Below are 25363 nucleotides of genomic sequence, written 5' to 3' on the forward strand. Positions count from 1 at the left end.
CGGTTGGAAATCCCCTCGCGAGTTCCTTTACCATTTCCTCAATACCAGCGAGGTCATCTTTTCTTGAATTTGTGTAACACATCATTGACAAACCAACACTCTCTATATGCGATTATTTTCGAGGAGGATTCATGATGGAGAATAAGACGAAAAGTACCGCGACCCCGTGGAAGGTGCTGTCTGCGATTTTGGCGGTCGCGCTGATCGCGGTATCATGCGCATGGGCTTTCACGGCGAACGGAAGTAAGGGTCAGCCGACCGATAAAGCCGGGACGGAGGCTCCTGCGACGGCGGATCAGGGTAAAGCGCTGTCTGCCGATAAAATACAGCAGAAGCGAAAAATCATCATCGATACCGATACCGCCGGCGATGACGCCGCGGCGCTGATCATCGCGGCAAAGGATCCGAACGTCGAGATCCTCGGCGTAACGGTCTCCGAAGGCAACGTCAAGCTGGATCAGGCGGTCAAAAACGCTTTGATGACGCTTGAGATGGCGGGCAGTGACGCGCCGGTTTACGCGGGCGCGGACGCTACCTATACCGGTAATCCGCGCAATGTGTTCAGCGTGTTCGGCAAGGACGGCATGGGCGATCAGGACCTGATCCATCCGACGCGTAAGGCGGCGGACGGCAGTGCGATCGACTTCATCCTCGATACGATCAAGGCGAACCCCGACGAGGTGGAGATCATCGCGCTAGGTCCCGTGACGAATCTGGCGCTCGCCTTCGATAAGGACGAAGAGACGATGAAGCGTGTCAAGCGCTATTGGTCGATGGGTACAACGGGCTTTGGTCACGGTAACGCGACCCCCGTAGCGGAGTTCAACGTCTATCACGACGCCGAAGCATACAAGGTTTTTGCCGAATCGGGCGTTCCGGTCACGGTGCTCGGACTCGATATGATGAACGACGATGTCATCCATACGAAGGAATGGCTCGATGAAATCGCCTCCAAGGGCGGTTTATCGGAATTTTTTGCCAAGTCGTTCGGCGGTCTTGTCAAGTTCAATGAGCAAGCGAACGGTAAGGCGTACGCCGATAATCCTGACGGCACCTGCATGGCGTGTGTGCTTTGGGACGGCTTTGTACAGGAGACCGAGGCATGTCATCCGGTTGTGATGACCGAGGATAACGAGACCTACGGTCAGGTCGTACTGTACAAGAAGAGCTACGGCTACGATTCAGGTATCACCTTTGAGGATTACAACTTCAACGTGATTACTAAGATAAACAGCAAGGGCTTCAGGGAGAAGCTGGCTTCACTGTTGGAGCAGTAAAGCGGTTGATATTTCATCCTTTACTTTCCTCAATTGTATGGCGGGTTAATTCTTAATAGGAAAAATAATAGCTTATAGATCAAGTTTAAAAAATCGGTAAATGCCGGACAGTCAAGCGCTGCCCGGCATTCTTATGCCCTGTTACGGCACCGGCTGTAACAGGTTATCTGTCTTTTCTTTTCTTAAAGCAATTTTTGTCGTAGCTCGGATTGAAGGCGTAGAAGTTCTTGCTGTCGAGCTGATCGGTCAGCAGTCGCAGGTTCTCGCCGAAGCGCTGGTAGTGTACGACCTCGCGCGCCCTGAGGAAGCGGATCGGGTCGATGACGTCGGGATCGTCACAGAATCGAAGAATATTATCGTAGGTGGTGCGAGCCTTCTGCTCCGCCGCCATGGACTCATGCAGGTCGGTGATCGCGTCGCCCTTGCTGGCGATCGCCATAGCGTTGAACGGTACGCCTGCCGCCGAGGCGGGGTAGATGCCGGTGGTGTGATCGACGAAGTACGCGTCGAGTCCCGCCTTCTTGATCTCTTCGGGGCTGACGCCCTTGGTCAGCTGATAGATGATCGCGCCGACCATCTCGAGATGGTTGAGCTCCTCGGTACCGATGTCGGTCAACGTCGCTTTCAATTCCGGCATCGGCATCGCGAATCGCTGAGACAAATAGCGTGTAGAAGCCCCCAGCTCACCATCGGGACCCCCATATTGCGACGCGATGATCTTTGCGAGGGCGGGGTTGGGATTCTTGATCTTTACGGGGTATTGCAGTTGCTTTTCATATACAAACATATTAGCCCTCCATATCCCACGGCCACGGGTCCTTGACCCAGCTCCACGAGTTAGCTGCGTTTTCATCCTTGGTCAGCGGTCCGTATTTTTCTTCAAATTTTTCAACGAGCGGGCGGAGCTGAGCGAGGTATTCGTCACGTTTCCTCAGCATCTCGGTATCGCCCGGATGGGTGTCGAGAAAGAGGTCGATGTCGGTGACAGCAAACTTGCAGGTGCCGATCTTTTTGAGTAGCATCTCGCGGTCAGTCATCGTCATTACCTCCGCATTTACAGCCGTAGAACGGCTTGTGCAGCGCCTTGAACATGGTGCCGTTTTCATAGCCGAGCACCGGCTTGCACATTTCGGGCGAGTAGGGCTGATACGGCACATAAGCCATCGCCTCAACGGTATCCTCGGGCAACGGTCTGAGCCCGTAGGACGCCCTGATCTGTTTCATATCCATATCGGATTCTCCTTACGGTTATTGCGGCGGGCAAGGTTCACCCGCCGCAATATTATCTTATGTCGAAGAAGCCTTTTGGTTCGGATCGGGGAGTGCTTTCACCCGTTGTCAGATCGCTTTTCTGAAAAATATGTGAAATCGGTTGAATCCCGCGCTTTGATGTGCTAATATATTATCATAAAAACAGGGGAGGCGGTAGAATGCTGATAGATACTCATGTTCATATCGGTCATATGCTGGGCTTTGATATGACGCCCGAGGACGTGCTCTACTCGATGGATCGCTACGGCGTGGATTTTTCGCTGGTATCAAATATCGAGGCGGCGGAGTTCGATCACGAGGGACGTCCGATCTCCGATTACTTCCAGAAGTCGCAGAACGAGGTGTTCCGCGATACCCTTGAGTTCGCGGCGCAGTATCCCGAGCGTATCGGCGCGATGCCGTGGTTGAAGATCGCGACTGAACAGCCGGATGAAGAATTCATCGACCTGCTCGACAAGAACCGCAGTCTGGTCTACGGCTTCAAGCTCCATCCGTTCCATTCGCGTACCGCTCCCGACGATCCGAAGCTCGAGCCCTACTATGAGCTCGCGGAGCGTTATCATCTGCCGATCGTGTCCCATACCGGCGGCTGTGAGGAAGCGCGATCCATCCATCTGTATAACGCCGCTGTGCGTCATCCGGAGCTTGACTTCGTGATGGTGCATATGGATCTCGGCACCGACAACAGCGAGGCACTCGATCTGCTCGAGAAGGCGGATAACCTCTACGGCGATACCACATGGGTGCCTGTGCAGACCGTGATCAAGGCGGTTCAGCGCTTCGGCAGCGGAAAAATCCTCTTCGGCTCCGACAACCCGATCGACGGCCCCGATACCTACCTGCATAACCGCACCGGCGACCGTTCGCTGTATCAGGAGTACTTCCACGACCTCGGCGCGATGCTCAGCCCGTGGGACTACGGCAACATCATGTACCGCAACGCCGCCCGGGTGTTCGGTATCCACTGGTATTGATAATGAACAAGGAGAATCGCTTAATCAATGTTCAGAAGAATCACCGAAAATGACTGGGAGCTGTATCGCCGATACGTCGATACCTTCTACCATACCGACGCGGTCAATGCTCCCGTACCCGTTGAGAATTATCGTGCGACCTTTGACGAGATGCTGCACTCCGACACTTATGTAAGAGGTTATATCTTTGAATATGAAGGAACGCCCTGCGGCTTTGCGCTGCTGTCCAAGACCTTCTCTCAGGAGGCGGGCGGTATCTCAATCACGATCGAGGAGATCTATATCGACCCCGAATATCGTTCCAAGGGGCTTGCGACAGAGTTCTTTGAGTGGCTCAAGAACGAGTCCTGCGCGATGCGCCTGCGCCTTGAGGTCGAGGATTACAACAAAGGCGCCATGCGACTGTATGAACGCATGGGCTTTGAGCTGCTGCCGTATCTGCAAATGGTCATCGACAGGCAGCGACAGGAGAAAAAGCATGATGAAAATGTCTAAGATACTTGCGTTTGGGCTAGCGGTCATCCTGTTGGTTTCTGCGATTACGGTCGGATTTTCCGCGGCAGAGATCGATCTCGTACCGTCGGGCATGCAGATCTTTGTCCGTACGCTGACCGGCAAGACCGTCACGCTGGATGTAGAATCCAACGATACCATCGAGAATATCAAGCAGAAGATACAGGAGAAAGAGGGGATACCGCCCGATCAGCAGCGATTGATCTTCGCGGGTAAACAGCTCGAGGACGGCAGAACCCTCGCCGATTATAACATCCAAAAGGAAAACACCCTTCATCTGGTGCTCCGTCTGCGCGGGATCCTCGGCGATGCCGACAGTAACGGAGAGGTCGAAATCGTTGACGCGACCTTGATTCTGCGGTATAACGTTCTGATGATCGGAGAAGGCGCCATCAATACGCAGCTTGCCGATGTTGACGACAGCGGTGAGGTCGATGTGATCGACTCTACGCTGATCATGCGCTATCTGAGTACGATCCCTACCGCGTATCCGATCGGAGAGTACCGTTCTGCAACACCCGATCAGCAATAATCTATCAAAACCGAACCGGCACGACATGAACAGTGTCGGTTCTTCTTTATGAATCGCTCTTGTTCACGATTTGTTCACATTTCATTCAGAATTATTTCATCTATGTGTCAACTGGTTTTCACATTGACAAATTAAGATATAGGCGTACTCAGAAAACAGGAATGTTTGACGGGTAACGAAACATAATAAAATACAGACGTCAGGAGGTATCATTATGTCTGAGAAATACAATGATTACGAGAACGAAATGAACCTTGATCAGGTTGCGGATCAGCCTGATACCGCCGAGCCCGTACAGGCTCAGGAAACAGAAACCGAGACGGAACAGGCCGCTGTAAGCAGCACCCATGACTTTTCGCTTTTCGAAGAGCCGAAAGCACAGGAAGAGGCGGCTCAACCAGAACAGACCGTCAACAATACGGCGGATTATGCGAGCTATGAAGCCCCTAAGCCGCAGGAGCCTGTTTATACCAATCCCTACACGAATCCTTATCAGGCGCCTAAGCCCGCTTATACAGAGCGCTCGTCTTATCAGAGCACCTCACAGCAGGAAACGCCGTATAACGACGGCTTCTATCACAAGAGCTTCACCCGCGATCAGAACGGAAATAATGTGAATTACACAACCCCCTCATATCATTATCCTACTCCTCAGCAGGCTGCGCCGACACCCGCGCAGCCGCGAAAGAAAGAGAAGCGCGGTTTGTCCCGCGGCGGCGTAGCTCTGCTGCTGGTGGTATGCCTGCTGATCTCGGGCGCCGCAGGCTTCGGCGGCAGCATGCTCGCGTCTCATCTGAACAAGCAGCAGTATGAGAGTACCGATTCCGATTCTATGGTGATCCATAAGGTCAATACCGAGGCGCAGGTCGCCGGTACAGAGAATCTTGTTGATAAGACCACCAGCCAGATCACCTCCGAGGTAGCGGATACCGTCGTAGAGATCACCACCGAGGTCGTCCAGACCAAGTCCTTCTACGGTCAGTATATCGCGCAGGGCGCAGGCTCCGGTGTTATCATCAGCGCCGACGGTTATATCCTGACCAACAACCACGTTATCGACGGCGCGTCCTCGATCAAGGTCACGACCCGTGACGGCGACAGCTATGACGCTAAACTCGTCGGCGCCGACTCCGAGGTCGATATCGCGCTGCTCAAAATCGACGCAAAGGATCTGCCGGTAGCCGTCATGGGCGATTCGTCCAAGCTGAATGTCGGCGATAAGGCGGTCATCATCGGTAACCCGCTCGGTACGCTCGGCGGTTCTGTGACCGAGGGCATCATCTCTGCGCTCGACCGTTCCATCGCGATCGACGGCAAGACCATGCACCTGATGCAGACCGACGCCGCGATCAACCCCGGTAACTCCGGCGGCGGTATGTTCAACGGACAGGGCGAGCTCGCCGGTATCGTCGTCGCGAAGTCCTCCTCCAGCTCCGAGAGCATCGATAATATCGGCTTCGTCATCCCGATCAACAGCGTACTCGATATCCTGGGCGACCTCAAGGATTACGGTTATGTCCGCGGCAGAGCGTCGACCGGAATGTCTTTCATCGACTTGACCAACCAGATGTACGCGTGGTACTACTTCGGCAACAGCGAGACCGGCGTGTATATCAGCTCGGTCGACAGCGGCTCAAACGCTGAGAAAGCCGGCTTCCGCGTGGGCGACCGCGTCGTATCCGTCGACGGTCATGCCATCACTTCCGCCAGCGAGATCGAGACGGCGATCCGCGAGAAATCCGCGGGAGATAAGGTGACCTTTGAACTCAATCGAAGCGGCAGCACCGGCAAGCTGGAGCTGACCCTCGAGGAAGAGGTTCCCGAAAGCTCCAAGAGCAGCTCGAAGTCGGGCGACAACAGCAGTAATTCCGATTCCGATCCCTTCGGCGGCTTCGGCGGCGGCTTCGGCTTCGGCAGATAATCGAATACAGTAATAATCAGAGAGGCAGTCCGACGGGCTGCCTTTTTTGAACGCAAAAATCCCGCCGAGGATCACTCAGCGGGATATCTTTCTGTCTTTATTAACCCGTCATCGCGAGGTACACAAATGTAATTGCGAGGAGCGCAAGCGACGTGGCAATCTCAACCGATTAAAAATGTCATTGCGAGGGCAAAGGCTCCCTTTGGTAAAGGGAGCTGTCGCGGGAGCGACTGAGGGATTGTATAAACAGGAGCAAAGCGACCAACCGGTACTCGCTTCGCTCAAACAAATCGTGCAATCCTCCCCGGAATGCCGCGGTATTAGTCTTCTTCAGTCTTGAGCGCTTTCAGGATCATGTTCGCGCACATATAGACGTTGCCGCCGCCGAGGGTGATGACGAGGTCATCCTCCTGTGCGTTCTCGACGATGTATTTGGTGATGTCCTCAAAGGTATCGATGCATACGCTGCCCGGTACCTTCGCGCCGAGATCGGTATTGTAGATATTGTAGGTGTTGGTCTCGCGAACAGGCAGGATCTCCGAGATGATCGCCTGATCGGGTATGCTCAGCGCCTTGGCAAAATCATCCAGCAGCAGTGCTGTGCGGGAGAAGGTGTGAGGTTGGAACACAGCCCAGACCTTGCGGAAGCCCATCTCCATCGCGGAGCTGAGGGTAGCGGTAAGCTCGGTCGGATGATGCGCAAAGTCGTCGGCAACGGTGATGCCGCGCGGAGCACCGAGGATCTCAAAGCGTCTGTGTACGCCGGTGAACTTGCCGAGATTCTCCGCGATCTGTTCGGGAGTCGCGCCGAGGTAGTGGGCGACGGTCGCCGCCGCGAGCGCGTTGTAGATATTGTGTCTGCCCGGAACCATCAGATCGATCTCACAGAGCTTCTCTCCCTTGTGCATGAGGTCGAATTTCTTGTATGCGCCCTTGATATCTCTGAGGTTCTCTGCGTAGTAGTCGTTGGTTTTGCGGAAGCCGAAGGTCAGCATCGGGATCGTGACGTCCTCGAGCGCCTCGAGCGCGTTTTCGTCGTCGCCGTTGTAGGCGATCAGCCCCGTGGTCAGGTGAGCGAACTTGTTGAAGCTCTTCTTGATGTTGTCGAGGGTCTTGAAGTAGTCGAGGTGATCGGCGTCGATGTTGGTGATGATGGAGATATAGGGATTGAGCTCGAGGAAGGTGTCGACGTACTCGCACGCCTCGCATACGATGATGTCGCTGTGACCGACATAGCCGTTGCCGCCGATGAAGGGCAGCTTACCGCCGATGATCGCGGAGGGATCGAAGCCCGAGCTGATCAGCAGCTGACTGAGCATGGCGGTGGTGGAGGTCTTGCCGTGCGTTCCCGCTACCGCGATGGAGCGGTTGTAGCGGCGGGTCACGATACCCAGCATCACGGAGCGCTCGATCGCCGGGATACCCTGCTCCTTCGCTGCTACCAGCTCGGGATTGTCGCTCTTGACAGCGGCGGTATAGACGATCAGCTCAGCGCCTTCGATATTCTCGGCACGGTGTCCCATGTGCACCGGGATACCGTAGCTCTTGATGCGGTCGAGGGTCTCGCCCTCGTTGGCGTCGGAGCCGGAGAGCTCGAAGCCCTCGCTGTGTAGGATCTCCGCCAGCGGACACATACCCGAGCCGCCGATGCCGATGAAGTGGATACGTTTGATATTATCTAAAAGATGATCTTTGTTCATGATGAATTATCCCCTTAGTATCATGGTTCGTTCATGGTAGTATATGCAATAAAGCGTGTTTCTGCTCCATTACTTCCCTATATCTTACCACTTTTGACATAAAAGTTCAATAGGGTAAACAAATTGTAATTATAATGTCAAATCAGAAAAATAAAAGGCACACCTATTGTATAATGAACATTATAAAATGCCATTGCGAGGAGTCGGCGTAATGCTGACGACGAGGCAATCTTAACCACATTACCGAAGGAATATCCTATGTATCGTAAAAATGAAATCATCGAACTGAATATCACCTCTCTTACCTCCGACGGCGACGGCGTCGGCAGGGCAGGGGAGCTTGTCTTTTTCGTCCCGAATACCGCTGTCGGCGACATCATCCGCGCGCGTGTTTTGAAGGTGAAGAAGAATGTCGGCTTTGCCCGCGTGGAGGAGGTGCTGACGCCATCCTCCGACCGTATCGAGCCGGACTGTCCCGTGTCGCGCTCCTGCGGCGGCTGTGTTTACCGCCATATCTCTTATGACGCGGAGCTGAGCGCCAAGCGGCAGAAGGTCATCGACGCCGTGACCCGAATCGGAAAGCTGCCTGCTGATTTAGTGAAAAATATAATTCCATCAGAGAAAATTGACGGCTATCGTAACAAGGCGATGATCCCTGTCGGTCTCGACCGCGCCGGTGAGGTCGTGATGGGCTTTTACGCCCGCCACAGCCACAATATCATGCACTGCCTACGCTGTCAGCTCTCGCCGGAGATCTTTAACGCTATCGCGGGCGATTTCTACACCTTTCTCAGGCACCGCCCTCAGCTCATTTATACGCCGCAAAACCGACGCGGCATCCGTCATCTGTACCTGCGGTATGCCGAGTCGACCGGCGACGTGATGGTGTGCGTCGTAGCGGGGGACAGGCATTTTGAGGATGATACCCTGCTTTATGATTCTTTAACAGAAAAATACGACTGTATCAAGAGCATTGTCGTCAACGTCAATCCCGATGATACCAACGTTATCCTCGGCAAGCGCTCCTACACGGTGTATGGCGACGACAGTATCGCCGATACGCTCTGCGGTCTACGCTTCGAGATCGCGCCCGCCGCGTTCTATCAGGTCAATCGCAGTCAGGCAGAGCGCCTGTACGGTAAGGCGAAGGACTATGCCGCGCTTACCGGCAGCGAGACGCTGCTCGATCTCTACTGCGGCGCCGGTACGATCGGCATGTCCATGGCGGATCGGTGCAAAGAGCTGATCGGCGTGGAGATCATCCCCGAGGCGATTGAGAACGCGAAGCAGAACGCCGCGCGCAACGGCGTGCGTAACGCGCGCTTCCTCTGCGGCGACGCGACCAAGGCGGCTGAGACCCTCCGCGCCGAGGGGATCCGTCCCGACGTGATCGTGGTTGATCCGCCGCGCAAGGGGCTCACGCCGGAACTGATCGACACCATCGTGCAGATGTCGCCCGACAGGGTCGTCTACGTCAGCTGTGACCCCGCAACCCTCGCCCGCGACCTAAAGCTCTTCTCGGAAAAGGATTATTCCGTAAAAGAAATAACCCCCTGCGATATGTTCCCCCGCACCGCCCATGTGGAGTCGGTTGCTTATTTAAAAACGGATCATTAATGATTGATTTATTTGGTGATCTATGGTATTTTATTATTAATTAATAACAGTACAAAGGATCGAAATCTGAGGTGATTTGATGGTTGTTGCGATTATTATTTTGCTGATACTGGTGATCGCAGTGTTCGGCGGGTTGTACTGGTCGTATCACAAGACGTTTTATTCGACGACGAAGGATATGGACGAGACGGACGGCCCCGCCGTTATCATGAAGCATCCCTACAGCGCTGTTGCGCGCGAAAATATCAAGAAGCTCGCGGATACCCCATGTCAGTTCGTACATACCCGCTCGTTCGACGGTCTGCGGCTGTCCGGTCGGTATTATGAGGGCAGGGAGGATATGCCTCTGTGTATCTGCTTCCACGGCTACCGCGGCTCGGCGCTGCGCGACTTCTCAGCCTGCGGACTGTTCCTCATGCGCGAGGGCTATAACGTCCTTCTGATCGACGAGCGCGCTCACTGGCGCTCGCAGGGTCATACCATCAGCTTCGGTATCAACGAGCGGTTCGACGTGATGTCATGGCTCAGGTTTGCCGAGAGGCGCTTCGGCGCGGATAAACCCGTCAACCTCTTCGGTATCTCGATGGGCGGCGGCACGGTGCTGATGGCGTCGGGGCAGAATTTGCCCGAGAGCGTAAAGTGTATCGTAGCGGATTGTCCGTTCAACTCTCCGAAGGATATCATCAAGCATGTCTGCCGCAAGGTCAAGCTGAATCCCGAGCTCTCGTGGCCGCTTGTATGGGCGGCGGCGCATGTCTACGGTCACTTCGATATCAATGCGACCACCGCCGCTGAGGAAGTGAAGAAAACGACCGTTCCCATCCTGATTATCCACGGTGAGGGCGATAACTTCGTCCCGATGTCGATGAGTGAGGAAGTATATGACGCGAATCCCGAGATGATTACGCGGTACACCATCCCCGAGGCGGGTCACGGTCTGAGCTATTACTATGATACCGAGCGGTATGAGAAGATCGTGCTTGACTTCTTGCATGAGCATGACCGTGAAGAAGCGGGGGAGACTGACGATGAAAAAGATGACTCCGCTGAGTAAAATGAGTAAAAAAGCGCAGAAGGCGTATCACGCAAAACGGCGACTTGATTGGAACGGCATAAAGCCCGTTACCCGTGTCGCCAAGAGCAAGAAGGTTTATGACCGTAAGAGGTTCGGTAAACCTTTTGATACAGAAGAGTAATGAAAAGGCAGTACCGCAGGCGTGCGATACTGCCTTTTTGCATAAAAAAGTGCGGTGTTTTTTTATGTATAGCGAATTGAATCATTCGGCTGATTCTGTTATAATTTAATGAGTATATATATACCCGTTTACCGAAGAGTCGGTAAACCTATTCCTAAGGAGGCACAAGCATGAAAACCGGAAAGCACATTAAATTCTTTGCGCTGCTGCTTGCCGTACTTCTCCTGATCTCGAGCTTTCCGCTGACTGCTCTCGCGGCAGAAGCGAATGACTCTGTGATCGAGATGGTTGAAGGCGACGTCATCACCGATTTTGCGTCGGCTGACAGCACAGCGACATCATCCGACCCGAGTATCGCGTGGGTTGACGAGAACGGCGCGCTGAACGCGATGAAGCCCGGTACCGTCACCGTATCCGACGGTCAGCAGGATTATACCGTTACCGTCAGCGATTTTGAGGACGGCACTCCCGTTGTCGGTAATCTGAAGCTCCTCGCACGCTTTAACGACAGCATGCAGTTCTATGACGGTCATGTGTACCTGCTGTTCACATCCTATCAGGACGGTGTGACCATCAACGTACCCGATCTGTACGCGGGCTATGAGATCGAGGAGTTCTACTATAATAATATCCGCGAGGATATTTCGTACGGTTCCAACCATACCGGTAACGACGCCGACAGCGTCTTTACATTCAACAAGGATATGAAGTCCGTTACCCTGAACCGCGGCGAGATTGTCACCATCGGTATGTACCGTGACTTCGATCTCAGCGTACCGCAGGCGGCGCTCGGTTCGATCAAGAACAGCTCCCTGTGGGCGGGTCTGACCGCTGCGGGCAAGGCGACCGTGGTCGAGAATCTCTTCAAGCTCCTTGATAACGGCTCCATCAGCGCCGATCAGGCTTTCGACCGTTTCAAGGAAGTGCTCGACGAGACCGGACTCGATTACAACAAGCTGCTCGACGGCGTAGTGGACGGCGGCGTTTGCTTCAACCGCGAGCTGTATAACCAGAAGCTCGAGTACGATTAGTATGAGAACGTTACCTATGAGATGGATATCACCGAGAAACAGCTCGGCACCATGACCGCCTATCTCGGAGGCAACAACGGAAAGTTCTCTATCCTGAAGAACAGCTGCGCTACCGTAGCCCTGCGCGCGTGGAACGCCGCGGTCGGTACCAAGGACGGCGAGCCGAACGCCTATTACCTGACCTCTACCGGAAACGGTATTCTCTCGATCATCGACGCGCCTAAGGGCGTTCGCGACAGCATCAAGAACCGTCTCCCCGGCTACTATCTCAACAACGCCGAGGGCGTAGCGGAGCCCGACGCAGGCTTCGAGGATGAGACCGGCTGGGTCTATGTCAGCGCGCCCGAGAAGGTCGCTCCCGTAAACTATACTTATGCTGATAAAGCTGTACAGGTCGATGAGGATCTGACTGCTTTGACTCCGCTTGTTACGTCAGCTAAAGCCGGTAAGGGCATTTATTATAATAAGGATGAGCAGGAGATCGGCGTTGACGTACAGGCTGACAGCAGCGAGATCACCGGCATCAACTTTATTATCAACGGTCAGACCGTGACCCTCGACGGTTCGAATATGCCGGAGAAAGGTATCTGGTTCAAGACCGCTGTGAAGGATGCCGAAGAAGGCGTAAACTACTATGTCACCGACGCCGACGGTAAGGCGCTGCCGAGCTACTATGACAACGGTGAGGTCACCTTCCGCGCGGATACGCTCCCGCAGAGCTACAAGATCGTATCCGGTAAGGAGGGCTCCAAGAATATCCTTCGCGTCAACAACAATATCCCCGAGGGTGTTCAGATCACCGCCGAGGTCTACTATAAGGAGGACGGTCAGAAGATCGCCGTCGATAAGGTTGCCGAGCTCCAAAGCGGCACCAAGATCTATGTCAAGCCCGATATCTCTTCCCTCGAGATCAGCCATATGATCGAGAGTATCGACATCGACGGCATGAATATCTATGAGGAAGAGGATTTTGACGCTGAAGAGGGCGCATACTGCGGCTTGATGCCTGATAATTACGCCGAGCTGAACATCAGTACTGTCGAGGCTGAGATCGAGCCCGCCAAGGATGGTATGATTCAGATCTTTGTCGGCGATACGCTGAACGTTGAAGAGTACACGCATCTCTATACGGACGGCGATAAGGAGGGCTATGTTCTCGATGAGACGGAATGGGAAATCATTCACGACGAGAACGGAGCACTCGAGGGTGAGGGCAGCGAGCTCAAGGCTGTCAAGGAAGGCTCCGCCGTGCTTTGGGCGCGCGCCAAGAAGAACCCGAACATCGGCGCAGCGTTCATGATCGACGTTCTCGGCAACCGTTCCGACTACGCAGCCGTTACCTTTAACGGCGAAACGGGGGAGAACTACGTCCTTCATAATGTTACCGAAGAGAACAACACCGTCATCCCGTACTCCGGCTATCTCGTCAAGAAGGACACCGAGGTCAATATCTATCCCCGTAATACCGGAAACAAGGCGGTGTTCGCTGTTCTGTGCAACGGTGAGGCGCTTTCCGTCAATGAAGAATTTGAAGGCCCCTGCATCGCTTCAATCCCCGCCGATACCGATCTCGATATCGCCGTGACCTTTGCCGAAGCACAGATTAAGGGCTTACCTAAGGATATCAAGTTTGAGAGCAAGGACGATACCTATCAGCTTGAGGCTCGTACTGTATATAACGGTCTGCTCGGTATCGTCGGCGCGTGGGATGACCGTATCCGTTATACCGCCTCAAATGATCTTATCAGCGTCGATAAGAACGGTCTGATCACCGTGACCGATGAGATTCCCGAGGACGGCGCCGCTGTCATCGTGACCGCATACGTCCCCAGCACACCTGAGCTTTCTGCGACCACCAAGATCATCTTAGGTGACTGCAAGGGCGACAAGATCGTCGGCAGACTGACCATCTCTGCCCGCCCGATCACCAAGGCGCAGCTGATCGCGCACGGCGCCGTTACCTTCACTCCCTACGAGGATATGGAGCTGCCCGTCAGCTATTATCGCTACTACAAGCCCAACGAGAAATATGACGCGCTGCTCAAGGATTACGCAGAGAATCCCGAGAATTATTCCTCCGATCCCGCTCTTTACAACGATAACGAGCTGGGTCTTGAGGATCGCGAATCCTACTTCGATATCGTCGAAGGCGGCATCGGTATCGAGCCTCAGATCATTTCTCTCAAGAGCGGCGAGAGCATCACGATGTCTAACTACGGCTATGACGAAGGCAGAGTTGAGGTGATCTTGAGCGTATTGGAGAACAGTGATATCTCCTCCGTCGAGCAGGCTCAGATCCTGATCGAACAGCTTCGGAGCTATATCGAGGACGGTACAGTCGATGAAAACGCGACCTTCGACAGCCTTGCGGACGTCCTTAAGACGATCATCACTACATCCCGCAAGACCGGTGAGAATCCCGTCAACGGCCGCAGCGAAGGCGGTTTGGATATCAACCGCGAGATGTATAACCAGTTCAGAAGACCTGATTCCCAGCTCCCGAACAACTATTACTCCGTTGATATCACTGCCGACGAGCTCGAGATGATGAAGGCGTATATTGCCGATCCCGATAATAACTACTATTCCCTTATGGATAAGAACTGCGCGACCGGTTCCGTCGATATCTGGAACGCGACCCTCGCCGATAAGCCCGAACTGAAGCTCACCGGTAACTACACCGGTATCGCTGTCGAGCCTGAGTCCCTGTATATCGAGCTCGGTCTCTTAGCCCGCAAGCAGAACCTTGACGGCGAAAGCGGCAAGGACTTCTATCCCCGCTCCGTCGCTCACCCGATGTCTTATGCCGAGCTGATCGAAGCGATCGACAAGCTCGGCGAGCCCGAGCTGACCGATGAATACAAGGCTCAGCTTGACGAACTGCTTGCCGCATATCATGATCTGAACGGTACCGAGCAGAGTTTGGTAACTAACTCCGACAAGCTCTTTGATTCGATTCAGGCGTATGAAGATATGCTTCATGAAAAGGATCTTGAAGCGTTTGACAAGTACGTAGCGGATAAGCTCGCTTATGTTGACTCTCTCGCTCAGGATGGCGACAGTGAAGTCAGCAAGCTGCTGATCTCCGCCGCTAAGACTGCGATCACCGCGATCCCTTACGACACGGAGAAGAGTCTTGAAGAGAATAAGGCGGATATCGCGAAGCTTGTCGCTATCCTCGAGCAGGTGCTCGACGATCGCCGTTATCAGGAGCACCCGATGCTCGGCGACGTTGACGTTGACCGTGATGTTACCGCCGCTGATGTTACCTTCATCCAGCGTAACGCTGCATGGATGTTGACTCCGCTTTCCTGTAACTTTGCCGCCGCAGACACCGATGAGGATGGTACAATGTCCGTCATGGACGCAACCATGCTCCAATACTGGTTGGCTGATATGCCCGCGAACGAAAATATCGGCAAACCGATCAAATAATATACGATAGTTTTATCTTTGGCTCCGTTGCGTTTGCGGCGGAGCCGTTTTGATGAAACATGCAATCTAATGATAGCATTACTGAAGAGTTATTGAAAAATAATTATATTGGCGTGGTAATCATGATATGGCGTGGTAATCATGATTATGTTTATTGACATTTACGGTCGATTTAGGTAAAATAAAGAGGCAGTCGCTAAGATAACATGAAATGAAAGATGATCGGTGATAAGGTAACTATGAACACTGTAAAGAAAATCAACTATCCCGCGCTGACCATGTTCCAGATGGTGGAGCGTGCCGCCCGACTAACGCCTGATGAATACGCTGTCGAGTTTTTCGGCAGAAAAATGAAATATTCTACTTTTGTCAAACGAATCGAGCGCTGCGCTCGTGCATTTGTCGCTTTGGGTATCAAGAAAGGCGACGCAGTAACGCTGTGTATGCCAAACCTGCCTCAGACGCTGGAGTGCTTCTATGCAATCAACCGAATCGGTGCAGTCGCCAACATGGTGCATCCGCTCTCGGCACAGAATGAGATCACGTACTACCTCAACATCAGTGAAAGTAAGGCGATCGTGACGGTGGATATGTTTTTTGGGAATGTCAGCAAAGCGATCGAGAACGCCGACCATCCCGTCAAGGCGATCGTCTGCCGTATGCAGGATGAACTTCCGCCGCCTCTCGACATGGCTTATGTGCTGAAAAAAGGCAAGGAATACCTGAAATATCCCAACACCGAGAACAGTATCCTGTATAAGAAATTCCTCAAAGGTGCCAAGACGGTCAAGATTCTGCCCGAGATCGTATATGAGAAAGATGCTACCGCCGCGATACTCTACAGCGGCGGAACCTCCGGCGTTCCGAAGGGAATCTGCCTGACGAATTTAAACTTCAACGCCTGCGCGATGCAGTCACGCGTGGCGATCGATATAGAATACATGAAGGGACTGCGCGTGCTCAGCTGTATGCCGATGTTCCACGGTTTCGGTCTGGGTATCAATATCCACACGGTATTGATCAACAGCGCCTGCTGTATGCTGATGCCGAGCTTTGACAAGAACAGCTATGCGAACGCCCTGATCAAGAAGAAGCCGAACTTCATCGCGGGCGTACCGACGATTTTTGAAGCGCTTCTGCACCTGCCTCAGCTCGAGGGCAAGGATCTGTCATACCTGAAGGGTATGTTCTGCGGCGGTGATTCTCTCTCTGTCGAGCTCAAGAGGAGTATCGATACCTTTCTTAAGGAGCATAACGCCTCTATTCAGGTACGCGAGGGCTACGGCCTGACCGAGTGCGTGACCGCATCCTGTCTGACCCCGAAGGATGAGTACCGCGAGAACAGTATCGGACTCCCGTATCCCGATACCTATTATCAGATTGTCCGTCCCGGTACGGATGACGTTCTGCCCTTCGGCGAGGAGGGTGAGATCATTCTGCGCGGACCGTCACTGATGACCGGTTACCTCAAGAATCCCGAGGAGACCGCTTCGACCCTTCGCAAACTTGCCGACGGCAATATTTGGCTTTATACCGGCGATCTCGGCTACATGGACGAGGACGGCTATGTCTACTTCAAACAGCGTATCAAGCGCATGATCATCACCAACGGCTATAACGTCTATCCCGGTCCGATCGAGAACCTTATCGACGGTATTGACGAGGTGGCTTACAGCTGCGTCATCGGCGTAAAGGACACCCATCGTATGCAGCGCGTCCGTGCTTACGTGGTACTGCATGACGGAATCGAGCCTTCCGAAGCACTTAAAGAAAAGATCATGAACGAATTAAAGCTTCACGTTGCAAAGTACGCCCTGCCTAAGGAGATCATGTTCCGTGATGAGCTGCCTAAGACGTTGGTCGGCAAAGTCGCTTACCGTAAGCTCGAGGATGAAGCGAACGCTGAGATCGACGCAGAGGCGGCGAAATGAAGCTGACATGGTATGGTACGGCTGCAGTCTTGCTTGAATCCGGCGGCACGCGGATCGTATTCGATCCCTTTCTCGGTATGCCGTATGAAGAAGAACCTTTCCGTCGCGAGCACCTCTCGGCGAGCTACCGTACCGCAAGCGCCGTTCTGGTAACACATGGGCATTTTGATCATATCTATGATATTCCCGCTGTCTACCACGACAGCGAGACTCCGATCTATGCGACCGAAACGCCTTGTGAAACGTTGAAGCGCCGAGGTGTGGGGGAGGAGAAGCTCCGTTTGATTCGTCCCGGCGATCATTTGGAACTCGGCAGCTTCCGCATCACCGTCTATCAGGGGCGGCATTGTCGCTTTGACAGCGGCGTGATCCGAAAAACAGTTTTCAAGCGTGACACGCTCCGGCATATAAATCGACTTGTTGAGCTGCTGCAGCTGAATAAACGCTACGCAGAGAACGGCGAGACGCTTTTCTATGAGATAGAAGCCGAGGGTAAGCGCATACAGCTCATGGGCAGTATGGGGATGGATGAAGATACCGATTATCCGATCGGAGCAGACGCGATGATTCTGCCGTTCCAGGGGACGGGCGATCCCGCCGCCTCGGTTCGACCGATCATCGAAAAGCTCAAGCCCAAGAGTATTTATCTCGATCATTACGATGACGCATTCCCGCCGATGTCATCGTTGATCGCAACGGACGATTTTGTCGCCGAAATGCATGATAAGGGCATCGCGACAGTCGCGATGGAACAGGGAAGCGTCTATTATCTATAATAAACTACCTAAATCAAGGGGATGAAAACATGGCAAAGGTCATTAACGGATATAAAAGGAAGTGGGGCGACCGTTGGGACGGCAGAAGGGTCAAGGTACCCGGTCTACAGACGATCATGTCGAATCTGTGGCCGAAGCGCACCGACTGCGAGGTCTATCTCAACGATACGCTTGATGTGACGGAGCTCGTGAAGTTCGTAAAAATGAAGAATGAGCAGCACCCCGATCTGAAGACCACCTTCTTTCATTGTGTGATCGCTGCTGTCGCGAAGATGGTCAACGAACGCCCGCTGATGAACCGTTTTGTTCAGGGCGGACGTACCTACGAGCGTTATGAGATCAGCGTCGCCTTTACCGCAAAGCTCGCTTTTGACGATCACGCTGAGGAAGCGCTGTTGTTCTTTGTGCCTAAGCCTTCCGATACTGTTGATGACGTCAGTCGGCTGGTTGTCGATCGAGTCAAGAAAGTGCGCAGTCAGGGTAGTAAGGCAGGCGTAGACGATCTGCTCGATAAGGTCGGCGCTCTTCCGCGTCCGTTGATTATGCTGATCTGCAGGATCGTCCGCTGGATGGACTTCTGGGGCAAGAACCCGAAGGCACTGACCGACGGCGACCCGCATTTCTCGTCGATTTTCCTCTCTAACCTCGGTTCGATCAAGTGCCCCGCTGTTTATCATCATCTCAATAATTACGGCACCAACAGCATGATGATCACCATCGGTACCATCCATGACGAGGAACGAATCATGCCCGACGGCAGTAAGCAGGTCCGCACTGTCTGCGATATCGGCGCGACTCTTGACGAGCGAATCGGCGACGGATTCTACTTCGCCCGCAGTTTGAAGCTCGTGCAGCATATCTGTGACCATCCCGAGTTGCTCGATCGTCCGATCAATGAGCCCAGCGGCTTTGATTATAAATAATCCGTAAACAATGCTCACCTTTCCGGTGGGCGTTTTTGGTGCGGGAAAACTTTGGAGGAGTTAGGGATGAGGATGCGTTTCCTCATATGGAACCAAATAAAAATTTTCGTAAAAATTCATCTGAAAACTATTGACAGTCAAATGAACTTGTGATATAATCTGGTAAACTCAAACGAGGAGGAAACCAAGATGACAGATAATCCCGCCGGTAAGCGAACGGGCAGGATCGCGGAGGTTGCCCCGCTGATCAACGCGACGGACGGACTGACCCTCGGACAGATATGTTCTCTAACTGAGCTCGAACCATCCACTATCCAGAATTGGATCAAACGCGGATTCGTTCCGCATCCTGTCCGCAAGAAGTACCACCGCCGCCATCTGGCACGTATCCTGCTGATCGCTCAGCTTCGTGAGAGCATGCAGATCGACAGGGTAGGGGAGCTGCTTTGCTTCGTCAACGGCGACGCCGATGATGAGTCCGACGACCTGATCCCCGAGGAGGATCTGTACGATATCTTTTATCATATCGCCCTGGAGCTCGAGCGACGCAAGCCTGCTCCCGATGACGTAGAGGAGCTTGTGAACAGCATCGCACGAGAAGAACTTCTCGGCTTTGAGGGGAAGGATAAGATCCTCAATGCACTCAATATCATGGCATATACCCATATCGCAAATCTATATAAAAGAAAAGCCGACAGCCTGTTTCAACAGAATTGTCAAGGCTGATCATGTATATTTTACAAGGAGTTTCACATGAATAACGTAAACGTAACCGATGTCAAGCTGACAAACCCTAAGATAAAGAAGCTTATTATTATTCTGGCGATCGTTGCGGTCATCGCGATCATCGCCGTCAACACGATCACCGTCGTCGGCGCCGGTCATACCGGCGTAGTCGTCACGATGGGTAAGGTCAATGAGGGTGTCCTACAGGAAGGTATCCACGCGAAGATCCCCTTTATCCAGAACGTCGTGATGATCGACAACCGTATCCAGAAGCTGGAGGTCACCACTGAGGCGTTCAGTAAGGACCTGCAGAGCGTCGACACCACCCTCGCCATCAACTACCGTGTCGATACCGCCAAGTCCTACAGCATCTACAAGAACATCGGCGCGAACTACGAGGATGTCCTCGTGACCCCCGCTGTCAATGAAGTCCTCAAGGCGATCACCGCAAAGTACACTGCCGAGGAAACCGTCACCAACCGAGCGCTGATCTCTAAGGGTCTTGTCGAGGAGCTGAACAACAAGCTCAACTCCATCGGTCTGTATGTTACCGACGTAAATATCGTCAACTTCGACTTCTCCGATGCGTTCATTACCGCGATCGAAGAGAAGCAGGTCGCGCAGCAGAAGCTTTTGAAGGCTGAGACTGAGAAGAAGACCGCTATCACCAACGCCGAGGCGGAGGCGGAAGCCGCCAAGATCCGCGCTCAGGGTGAAGCGGAAGCAAACACCACGCTGTCTAAGTCTCTGACCGATCAGGTCATTGAAAACAAGAAGATCGAGAAGTGGAACGGCGAGATGCCCAAGGTCACCGGCGGCAGCGGTACCATCATCGACCTCGGCAGCGTAAGCAGCAGCAACTGATCGATTTGAAAGTTGATCATACCAACTACTCATTCAGAAAACAATGGAAAACAATAATAAAGATTTCATGAAAAACCGTCCCGTCGCCGCTCAGGCGAACCAGTATCAGGACGTATATGGTTCCCAGAGCAAGAGCACCTTCACGACGATCAGCGCTGCTTTGACAGTCATTGTATTCATACTGACGCTGATCTCGTGGATCGTCGGTAATCCGCTCCTGGAGGCAATCTTCACGCCGCTGTTTCTCGTGCTGGTGATCTCCTTCTTCGTCGCACGCCGCGCGGATAAACAAAATGCGCCGGTACAGCCGCAGAATAACCCCGAATCGATCTTCAAGGATCATGATATATAAAAGAGTTCAAAATGCTTACACTGGATTTAAGTGGTGAATACGAACGAACATGGAGGTGAAGTATGAGCAGTATGACAATATTTTGGCTGGTACTGGCGATCGTGATGGCAGTGCTTGAGGCAGCTACCGTACAGCTGGTTTCGATCTGGTTCTGCGTCGGTGCAATCGGAGCATGCATCTCGTCGCTGATGACCGACAGCATCGTGATCCAGGCGGCCGTGTTCATCGTGGTATCGGGACTCGCCCTGATCGCTACCAGGCCGCTGGTCAAGAAGATGAAGAACCGCGCTTCCCAGCCGACCAATGCCGACCGCTATGTCGGCAAGTCCGCCATCGTCATCCAATCCATCGATAACGAGAAGGCGGAAGGCATGGTCAAGGTGGATAATCAGAAGTGGACGGCGCGTTCCGCAACCGGTATGCCGATCCCCGAAGGGGAGAGGGTCATCGTAACCGCTATCGAGGGCGTCAAGCTGATAGTGGAAGCGGTTAAAACACAGTAAACGATAGTATTTGACCTATCGTAAGAATGTACAAACATTGATTATTATGAAAGGAATATATCATGGCAGGTTATATTATTATCGCAGTCATTGTACTGCTCATTATCATCGTTGTTGTCCGCAATATCAAGATCGTTCCGCAGGCTCACGCCTTTGTGATTGAGCGACTGGGCGCATATTATCAGACATGGGGTACCGGTCTGCACCTTAAGATCCCCTTCATCGACCGTATTGCGAAGAAGGTCTCGCTGAAGGAACAGGTCGTCGACTTCCCGCCCCAGCCCGTTATCACCCGCGATAACGTCACGATGCAGATCGACACTGTCGTCTACTTCGAGATCACCGATCCCAAGCTTTACACCTACGGCGTAGAGCAGCCGCTCGCGGCGATCGAGAACCTTACCGCTACTACCCTGCGTAATATTATCGGCGATTTGGAGCTCGATTCCACCCTGACCTCCCGCGATACCATCAATGACAAGATCCGTATCATCCTCGATGAAGCGACCGACGCATGGGGCATCCGCGTGATCCGTGTCGAGCTGAAGAACATTCTGCCTCCGCGTGAGATCCAGGACGCGATGGAGAAGCAGATGAAGGCGGAGCGTGAGCGCCGCGCCCGCATCCTCGACGCAGAGGGTGAGAAGCGTTCCCAGATCCTCGTCGCAGAGGGCTTGAAGGAAAGTGCGATCCTCAAGGCTGACGCCGTGAAGGAATCTAAGATCCGTGAAGCGGAAGGTGAAGCGCAGGCGATCCTCGCCGTCCAGAAGGCGTATGCCGACGCCCTGCGCATGCTCAGTGAAGCGAATCCCTCCGAGAAGGTTATCCAGCTGAAGTCTCTGGAAGCTCTCCAAAAGGTCGCCGACGGCAAGTCCACTAAGCTGATTATCCCCTCCGATATGCAGAATATCGCCGGTCTTGCCACCTCCGTCAAGGAAATGGTCACCGACGTAAAGGAATAATCCAAGAACAGAACAAGGAGCAGTCCGCGAGGGCTGCTCCTTTGTTATGCTTCTGCGTTTCTGCTCTGTTCATCTATATGATGATCTGCTTCACTTGCAACATTCAGCAACGCCATCACAGCGACTCCGGCAAACCCGCCGATGAACAATCCGATCAGGAAACCGATCATGCTTTCACCTCTTTATGAATTAATGAATACTTCAGAATTACAACCGTGAAAACTATTTATTTCTATTATTCCAATTCTTAATTATAAATATGCGTTCATGTTGTAAAATACTATATATAGCGCCGCTTTTATTCCGCAGCGCAAAATAAGGTTAAAACATTGTAACTGTAAATATTAGTTTTGTTACTTGAAAACCACAAGATATTGTGCTAATATCTTAATTGCAATCAAGATAAAGTGTGTTTTAACCGCATATTTGCTTACAAAATAAGAACATTAGGAAATGAGGAGATTAACATGACCGTAACAGTAACAGGCGGAAGCCTTTCTAAAAATGAGATCAACGCATATGTAGCTCAGCTCAAGCAGCAGAATCCCGATAAAATTTTCAAGACCATTGACTTCACCGTTGACGGCGAGTATGTCGATATGAGCTATACCTATGATAACGTTCCTTTCGAGCGTATCCGCCGCATCACCGGCTACCTCGTCGGTACCGTTGACCGCTTCAACGACGCTAAGCGCGCTGAGGTTCGGGACAGAGTCAAGCATTCCATCGACTGCGGTTGCTCTCTGGAGGAGATCGCGTAATCGATTATCCGCAATAGAAATCTTGATCGATTATAACGGGATCACTTGACATATCCTGTCGGATAGTGTACAATTGAACAACAAACCACTTATCAAGAGCGACGGAGGGACAGGCCCTGTGAAGTCCGGCAACCTGCGAAAGTAAGGTGCCAAATCCTGCGGTAGTACCGAAAGATGAGTCAACGCTCCATGCGGTCTGCCGTGTGGAGCTTTTTATATGATTGCTTATTATTCGTATTTTTGATGAGTCACACTTTATATTATAAGAGAGGTATATTATGTCATATTTATTTACATCCGAGTCCGTAACCGAAGGACATCCCGACAAGGTCTGCGACCGTGTGTCGGATTCGATATTAGACGCGATCCTTGCGCAGGATGAGAATGCGCATGTCGCCTGCGAGACCACCGCTACCACAGGCAGGATCAATATCATGGGCGAAGTCAGCACTACCGCCAAAGTCGATTATGAGGCAGTCGCCCGCAAGGCGGTCTGCGAGATCGGCTACGATTGCGAGCGCGCGACCTTCGACGGCAACACCTGCGAGGTCAACGTGTTTCTCGATACCCAGAGCCCCGATATCGCTATGGGCGTGAACGAGAGCTTCGAGCTCAAGGATGGGGAAGAGGCTGAAGCGAATCAGCTTGGCGCGGGCGATCAGGGCATGATGTTCGGCTATGCCTGCGACGAGACCCCCGAGCTCATGCCGCTGGCGATCTCTCTGGCACAGAAGATGGCGTTACGTCTGACTCAGGTGCGTAAAGACGGCACCCTGCCGTATCTTCGTCCCGACGGAAAGACCCAGGTCACGATCGAGTATGACGGCGATGTTGCGAAGCGCGTCCATACCGTTGTCGTCTCGACTCAGCACGACGACGATATCAGCCTCGATAAGATTCGTGAAGACATCATCGCCGAGGTCATCCGCCCCGTGATCCCCGAAGCCCTCATCGATGATGAGACCAAGATCTTCGTCAACCCGACCGGTCGTTTCGTTATCGGTGGCCCGCAGGGCGATTCCGGCTTGACCGGTAGGAAGATCATCGTCGATACCTACGGCGGCTATGCGCGCCACGGCGGCGGCGCTTTCTCCGGTAAAGACCCGACGAAGGTCGACCGTTCCGCCGCGTATTATGCACGTTATATCGCGAAGAATATCGTTGCCGCCGGCCTTGCGAAGAAGGCGGAGGTACAGCTCGCTTACGCGATCGGCGTCGCGAAGCCTGTTTCTGTTATGGTCGATACCTTCGGCACCTCCGAATTTACCAATGAACAGCTTGCTGACGCAGTCAGCCGCGTCTTTGACGCACGTCCCGCCTCTATTATCCGCGAGCTTGACCTGCTCCATACCCGCTACGCGCCGCTTTCCGCCTACGGTCATATGGGCCGCGAGGAACTCGGCGTTCGCTGGGAGAATATTGACAAGACCCTTGTGCTTAAGGCTGCATTACAGTAATGATCTCATAGACAAAGCCCCGCTTTCGGCGGGGCTTCCTATTTGAAATAAGCAGATGTATGTCGAATTTGGTAATGCGTAAGAATAACAGCGTGAACAAACAATGCTGTCGGGCGTGATGAACAGTTTAGTGCTGATGTTCAGGCGGCGTATAGACGGAGTTGCCGAAAGCAATAATAGGCATGAATAACTCGGGGAGTATTATCATCCCGATCTTGAATAAGGTAGGTTTTTTGAAGCAATTGCATAGGCGATTGATATGAATCACCTCTGAGATGATGGTAAATAATCCGATTACCAGTCCGCATGAGAGCTCGACCATGTCGGGAACAGCGGGGATCAGCTCCAGAATCAGTTCAACAAACCAGAAAATGACTTCAAGGATAAACCAGATATGAGCCATTCCGACAATATGATGCGAGATGAAGAGGTTATAGAAGGGGATGAGTGATTTCCAACCCTTTTCACCTGCTTTTTCCAGAATCTTCCATTCGGAAACGATCAGGATCAAATAAACCGGTAGGATGATGAACGCTGTAACGAGGTATATTTTAAGGTCTGATTCCATGGCTAAGTCCTTAAACAATGGTGTAGCTGTATTATATGAAAGAAGAAAGGTAAATGTTCAATTGAATCGATC

Annotated in this window: 26 protein-coding genes and 1 riboswitch; of the genes, 20 read left to right on the top strand and 6 right to left on the bottom strand. The window is 52.8% G+C overall.

The genetic code is table 11. The features are described 5' to 3' along the window. Positions 1–131: 131 nt before the first annotated feature. Complete coding sequence (locus R2I50_RS05980) at positions 132–1277, top strand: nucleoside hydrolase (protein WP_316608249.1); 1146 nt, start codon at positions 132–134, stop codon at positions 1275–1277. A gap of 163 nt (positions 1278–1440) precedes the next feature. Here the strand turns inward: R2I50_RS05980 and R2I50_RS05985 are convergent, their stop codons facing one another. The 3 genes from R2I50_RS05985 to R2I50_RS05995 are packed head-to-tail and all read right to left on the bottom strand — an operon-like array spanning position 1441 to position 2507. After that, entirely contained in the window at positions 1441–2064 is a 624-nt protein-coding gene (locus tag R2I50_RS05985; protein ID WP_316608250.1) for a manganese catalase family protein, read from the bottom strand. A 1-nt stretch (position 2065) separates the two neighbouring features. Then, the gene (locus R2I50_RS05990) at positions 2066–2314 is read right to left on the bottom strand and encodes a spore coat protein CotJB (protein WP_316608251.1); all 249 of its coding nucleotides are present in this window, start codon (positions 2312–2314) and stop codon (positions 2066–2068) included. Further along, positions 2307–2507: a spore coat associated protein CotJA gene (locus tag R2I50_RS05995; protein WP_316608252.1), complete on the bottom strand. Its 201-nt coding sequence runs from the start codon at positions 2505–2507 to the stop codon at positions 2307–2309. The genes R2I50_RS05990 and R2I50_RS05995 overlap by 8 nt, the downstream gene beginning before the upstream one ends. A gap of 200 nt (positions 2508–2707) precedes the next feature. Between R2I50_RS05995 and R2I50_RS06000 the strand changes: the two genes are divergently transcribed. From R2I50_RS06000 to R2I50_RS06015, 4 genes are all read left to right on the top strand, one after another. Continuing rightward, on the top strand, positions 2708–3523 hold the full coding sequence (locus R2I50_RS06000; RefSeq protein WP_316608253.1) for an amidohydrolase family protein: 816 nt from the start codon (positions 2708–2710) through the stop codon (positions 3521–3523). 27 nt (positions 3524–3550) lie between these two features. Next, a complete protein-coding gene (locus tag R2I50_RS06005) occupies positions 3551–4018 on the top strand; it encodes a GNAT family N-acetyltransferase (RefSeq protein WP_316608254.1) in 468 nt (155 codons plus the stop codon). Then, positions 4002–4568, top strand: coding sequence for a ubiquitin-like protein (locus R2I50_RS06010; RefSeq protein ID WP_316608255.1), 567 nt, complete (start codon positions 4002–4004; stop codon positions 4566–4568). Before R2I50_RS06005 ends, R2I50_RS06010 begins: the two co-directional genes overlap by 17 nt. Positions 4569–4782: 214 nt before the next feature. Then, positions 4783–6489, top strand: a complete 1707-nt coding sequence (locus R2I50_RS06015; RefSeq protein WP_316608256.1) for a trypsin-like peptidase domain-containing protein — start codon at positions 4783–4785, stop codon at positions 6487–6489. 320 nt (positions 6490–6809) lie between these two features. Here the strand turns inward: R2I50_RS06015 and murC are convergent, their stop codons facing one another. Then, the gene (gene murC / locus R2I50_RS06020; RefSeq protein WP_316608257.1) at positions 6810–8189 is read right to left on the bottom strand and encodes a UDP-N-acetylmuramate--L-alanine ligase; all 1380 of its coding nucleotides are present in this window, start codon (positions 8187–8189) and stop codon (positions 6810–6812) included. A gap of 258 nt (positions 8190–8447) precedes the next feature. Here murC and rlmD point away from each other — a divergent pair, with 258 nt between their 5' ends. The 13 genes from rlmD (at position 8448) to R2I50_RS06085 (ending at position 22505) form a co-directional block, all read left to right on the top strand. After that, entirely contained in the window at positions 8448–9806 is a 1359-nt protein-coding gene (rlmD, locus tag R2I50_RS06025) for a 23S rRNA (uracil(1939)-C(5))-methyltransferase RlmD (RefSeq protein WP_316608258.1), read from the top strand. A 79-nt stretch (positions 9807–9885) separates the two neighbouring features. Further along, on the top strand, positions 9886–10860 hold the full coding sequence (locus R2I50_RS06030; RefSeq protein WP_316608259.1) for an alpha/beta hydrolase: 975 nt from the start codon (positions 9886–9888) through the stop codon (positions 10858–10860). After that, entirely contained in the window at positions 10835–11002 is a 168-nt protein-coding gene (locus tag R2I50_RS06035; RefSeq protein ID WP_316608260.1) for a hypothetical protein, read from the top strand. Before R2I50_RS06030 ends, R2I50_RS06035 begins: the two co-directional genes overlap by 26 nt. Before the next feature lie 170 nt (positions 11003–11172). Then, a complete protein-coding gene (locus R2I50_RS06040; RefSeq protein WP_316608261.1) occupies positions 11173–12033 on the top strand; it encodes a hypothetical protein in 861 nt (286 codons plus the stop codon). A 21-nt stretch (positions 12034–12054) separates the two neighbouring features. Beyond that, positions 12055–15468: a dockerin type I domain-containing protein gene (locus R2I50_RS06045; protein ID WP_316608262.1), complete on the top strand. Its 3414-nt coding sequence runs from the start codon at positions 12055–12057 to the stop codon at positions 15466–15468. 239 nt (positions 15469–15707) lie between these two features. Further along, on the top strand, positions 15708–17399 hold the full coding sequence (locus R2I50_RS06050) for a class I adenylate-forming enzyme family protein (protein ID WP_316608263.1): 1692 nt from the start codon (positions 15708–15710) through the stop codon (positions 17397–17399). Continuing rightward, a complete protein-coding gene (locus R2I50_RS06055; protein ID WP_316608264.1) occupies positions 17396–18175 on the top strand; it encodes an MBL fold metallo-hydrolase in 780 nt (259 codons plus the stop codon). Before R2I50_RS06050 ends, R2I50_RS06055 begins: the two co-directional genes overlap by 4 nt. Positions 18176–18204: 29 nt before the next feature. Then, on the top strand, positions 18205–19098 hold the full coding sequence (locus R2I50_RS06060) for a 2-oxo acid dehydrogenase subunit E2 (protein WP_316608265.1): 894 nt from the start codon (positions 18205–18207) through the stop codon (positions 19096–19098). 189 nt (positions 19099–19287) lie between these two features. Then, a complete protein-coding gene (locus R2I50_RS06065) occupies positions 19288–19824 on the top strand; it encodes a DUF1836 domain-containing protein (RefSeq protein ID WP_316608266.1) in 537 nt (178 codons plus the stop codon). Between the two features lie 27 nt (positions 19825–19851). Next, positions 19852–20688 carry a prohibitin family protein gene (locus tag R2I50_RS06070; protein WP_316608267.1) on the top strand — a complete coding sequence of 279 codons (837 nt, stop codon included), beginning with the start codon at positions 19852–19854 and terminating at the stop codon, positions 20686–20688. A gap of 67 nt (positions 20689–20755) precedes the next feature. Further along, on the top strand, positions 20756–21040 hold the full coding sequence (locus R2I50_RS06075) for a hypothetical protein (RefSeq protein WP_316608268.1): 285 nt from the start codon (positions 20756–20758) through the stop codon (positions 21038–21040). A gap of 62 nt (positions 21041–21102) precedes the next feature. Then, positions 21103–21543, top strand: coding sequence for an NfeD family protein (locus R2I50_RS06080; protein ID WP_316608269.1), 441 nt, complete (start codon positions 21103–21105; stop codon positions 21541–21543). A 62-nt stretch (positions 21544–21605) separates the two neighbouring features. Then, positions 21606–22505: an SPFH domain-containing protein gene (locus R2I50_RS06085; protein WP_316608270.1), complete on the top strand. Its 900-nt coding sequence runs from the start codon at positions 21606–21608 to the stop codon at positions 22503–22505. 44 nt (positions 22506–22549) lie between these two features. Here R2I50_RS06085 and R2I50_RS06090 read toward each other — a convergent pair whose 3' ends face one another. Further along, positions 22550–22675, bottom strand: coding sequence for a DUF3789 domain-containing protein (locus R2I50_RS06090; protein WP_316608271.1), 126 nt, complete (start codon positions 22673–22675; stop codon positions 22550–22552). Between the two features lie 297 nt (positions 22676–22972). Between R2I50_RS06090 and nrdD the strand changes: the two genes are divergently transcribed. Both nrdD and metK read left to right on the top strand, forming a co-directional pair. Continuing rightward, complete coding sequence (gene nrdD, locus R2I50_RS06095) at positions 22973–23266, top strand: anaerobic ribonucleoside-triphosphate reductase (protein WP_316608272.1); 294 nt, start codon at positions 22973–22975, stop codon at positions 23264–23266. An 86-nt stretch (positions 23267–23352) separates the two neighbouring features. Next, positions 23353–23447, top strand: a riboswitch (SAM riboswitch). 94 nt (positions 23448–23541) lie between these two features. After that, positions 23542–24723, top strand: a complete 1182-nt coding sequence (gene metK / locus R2I50_RS06100) for a methionine adenosyltransferase (RefSeq protein WP_316608279.1) — start codon at positions 23542–23544, stop codon at positions 24721–24723. A 127-nt stretch (positions 24724–24850) separates the two neighbouring features. Here metK and R2I50_RS06105 read toward each other — a convergent pair whose 3' ends face one another. Continuing rightward, complete coding sequence (locus R2I50_RS06105; protein WP_316608273.1) at positions 24851–25291, bottom strand: DUF5684 domain-containing protein; 441 nt, start codon at positions 25289–25291, stop codon at positions 24851–24853. Positions 25292–25363 lie beyond the last annotated feature (72 nt).

It is taken from the genome of uncultured Ruminococcus sp. (genome assembly GCA_902785355.1).
GTDB lineage: Bacteria > Bacillota > Clostridia > Oscillospirales > Acutalibacteraceae > Ruminococcoides.

Coding starts and splice junctions, on each gene's coding strand:
- R2I50_RS06000 (WP_316608253.1), top strand. CDS start 2,708: ATGCTGATAGATACTCATGTTCATATCGGTCATATGCTGGGCTTTGAT.
- R2I50_RS06085 (WP_316608270.1), top strand. CDS start 21,606: ATGGCAGGTTATATTATTATCGCAGTCATTGTACTGCTCATTATCATC.
- R2I50_RS06080 (WP_316608269.1), top strand. CDS start 21,103: ATGAGCAGTATGACAATATTTTGGCTGGTACTGGCGATCGTGATGGCA.
- R2I50_RS05980 (WP_316608249.1), top strand. CDS start 132: ATGATGGAGAATAAGACGAAAAGTACCGCGACCCCGTGGAAGGTGCTG.
- R2I50_RS06015 (WP_316608256.1), top strand. CDS start 4,783: ATGTCTGAGAAATACAATGATTACGAGAACGAAATGAACCTTGATCAG.
- nrdD (WP_316608272.1), top strand. CDS start 22,973: ATGACCGTAACAGTAACAGGCGGAAGCCTTTCTAAAAATGAGATCAAC.
- R2I50_RS06065 (WP_316608266.1), top strand. CDS start 19,288: ATGACAGATAATCCCGCCGGTAAGCGAACGGGCAGGATCGCGGAGGTT.
- R2I50_RS06010 (WP_316608255.1), top strand. CDS start 4,002: ATGATGAAAATGTCTAAGATACTTGCGTTTGGGCTAGCGGTCATCCTG.
- R2I50_RS05990 (WP_316608251.1), bottom strand. CDS start 2,314: ATGACTGACCGCGAGATGCTACTCAAAAAGATCGGCACCTGCAAGTTT.
- R2I50_RS06090 (WP_316608271.1), bottom strand. CDS start 22,675: ATGATCGGTTTCCTGATCGGATTGTTCATCGGCGGGTTTGCCGGAGTC.
- R2I50_RS05985 (WP_316608250.1), bottom strand. CDS start 2,064: ATGTTTGTATATGAAAAGCAACTGCAATACCCCGTAAAGATCAAGAAT.
- R2I50_RS06005 (WP_316608254.1), top strand. CDS start 3,551: ATGTTCAGAAGAATCACCGAAAATGACTGGGAGCTGTATCGCCGATAC.
- R2I50_RS06075 (WP_316608268.1), top strand. CDS start 20,756: ATGAAAAACCGTCCCGTCGCCGCTCAGGCGAACCAGTATCAGGACGTA.
- R2I50_RS06030 (WP_316608259.1), top strand. CDS start 9,886: ATGGTTGTTGCGATTATTATTTTGCTGATACTGGTGATCGCAGTGTTC.
- R2I50_RS06070 (WP_316608267.1), top strand. CDS start 19,852: ATGAATAACGTAAACGTAACCGATGTCAAGCTGACAAACCCTAAGATA.
- R2I50_RS06060 (WP_316608265.1), top strand. CDS start 18,205: ATGGCAAAGGTCATTAACGGATATAAAAGGAAGTGGGGCGACCGTTGG.
- R2I50_RS06055 (WP_316608264.1), top strand. CDS start 17,396: ATGAAGCTGACATGGTATGGTACGGCTGCAGTCTTGCTTGAATCCGGC.
- R2I50_RS06050 (WP_316608263.1), top strand. CDS start 15,708: ATGAACACTGTAAAGAAAATCAACTATCCCGCGCTGACCATGTTCCAG.
- R2I50_RS06040 (WP_316608261.1), top strand. CDS start 11,173: ATGAAAACCGGAAAGCACATTAAATTCTTTGCGCTGCTGCTTGCCGTA.
- R2I50_RS06035 (WP_316608260.1), top strand. CDS start 10,835: ATGAAAAAGATGACTCCGCTGAGTAAAATGAGTAAAAAAGCGCAGAAG.
- murC (WP_316608257.1), bottom strand. CDS start 8,189: ATGAACAAAGATCATCTTTTAGATAATATCAAACGTATCCACTTCATC.
- rlmD (WP_316608258.1), top strand. CDS start 8,448: ATGTATCGTAAAAATGAAATCATCGAACTGAATATCACCTCTCTTACC.
- R2I50_RS06045 (WP_316608262.1), top strand. CDS start 12,055: ATGGATATCACCGAGAAACAGCTCGGCACCATGACCGCCTATCTCGGA.
- R2I50_RS05995 (WP_316608252.1), bottom strand. CDS start 2,507: ATGGATATGAAACAGATCAGGGCGTCCTACGGGCTCAGACCGTTGCCC.
- R2I50_RS06105 (WP_316608273.1), bottom strand. CDS start 25,291: ATGGAATCAGACCTTAAAATATACCTCGTTACAGCGTTCATCATCCTA.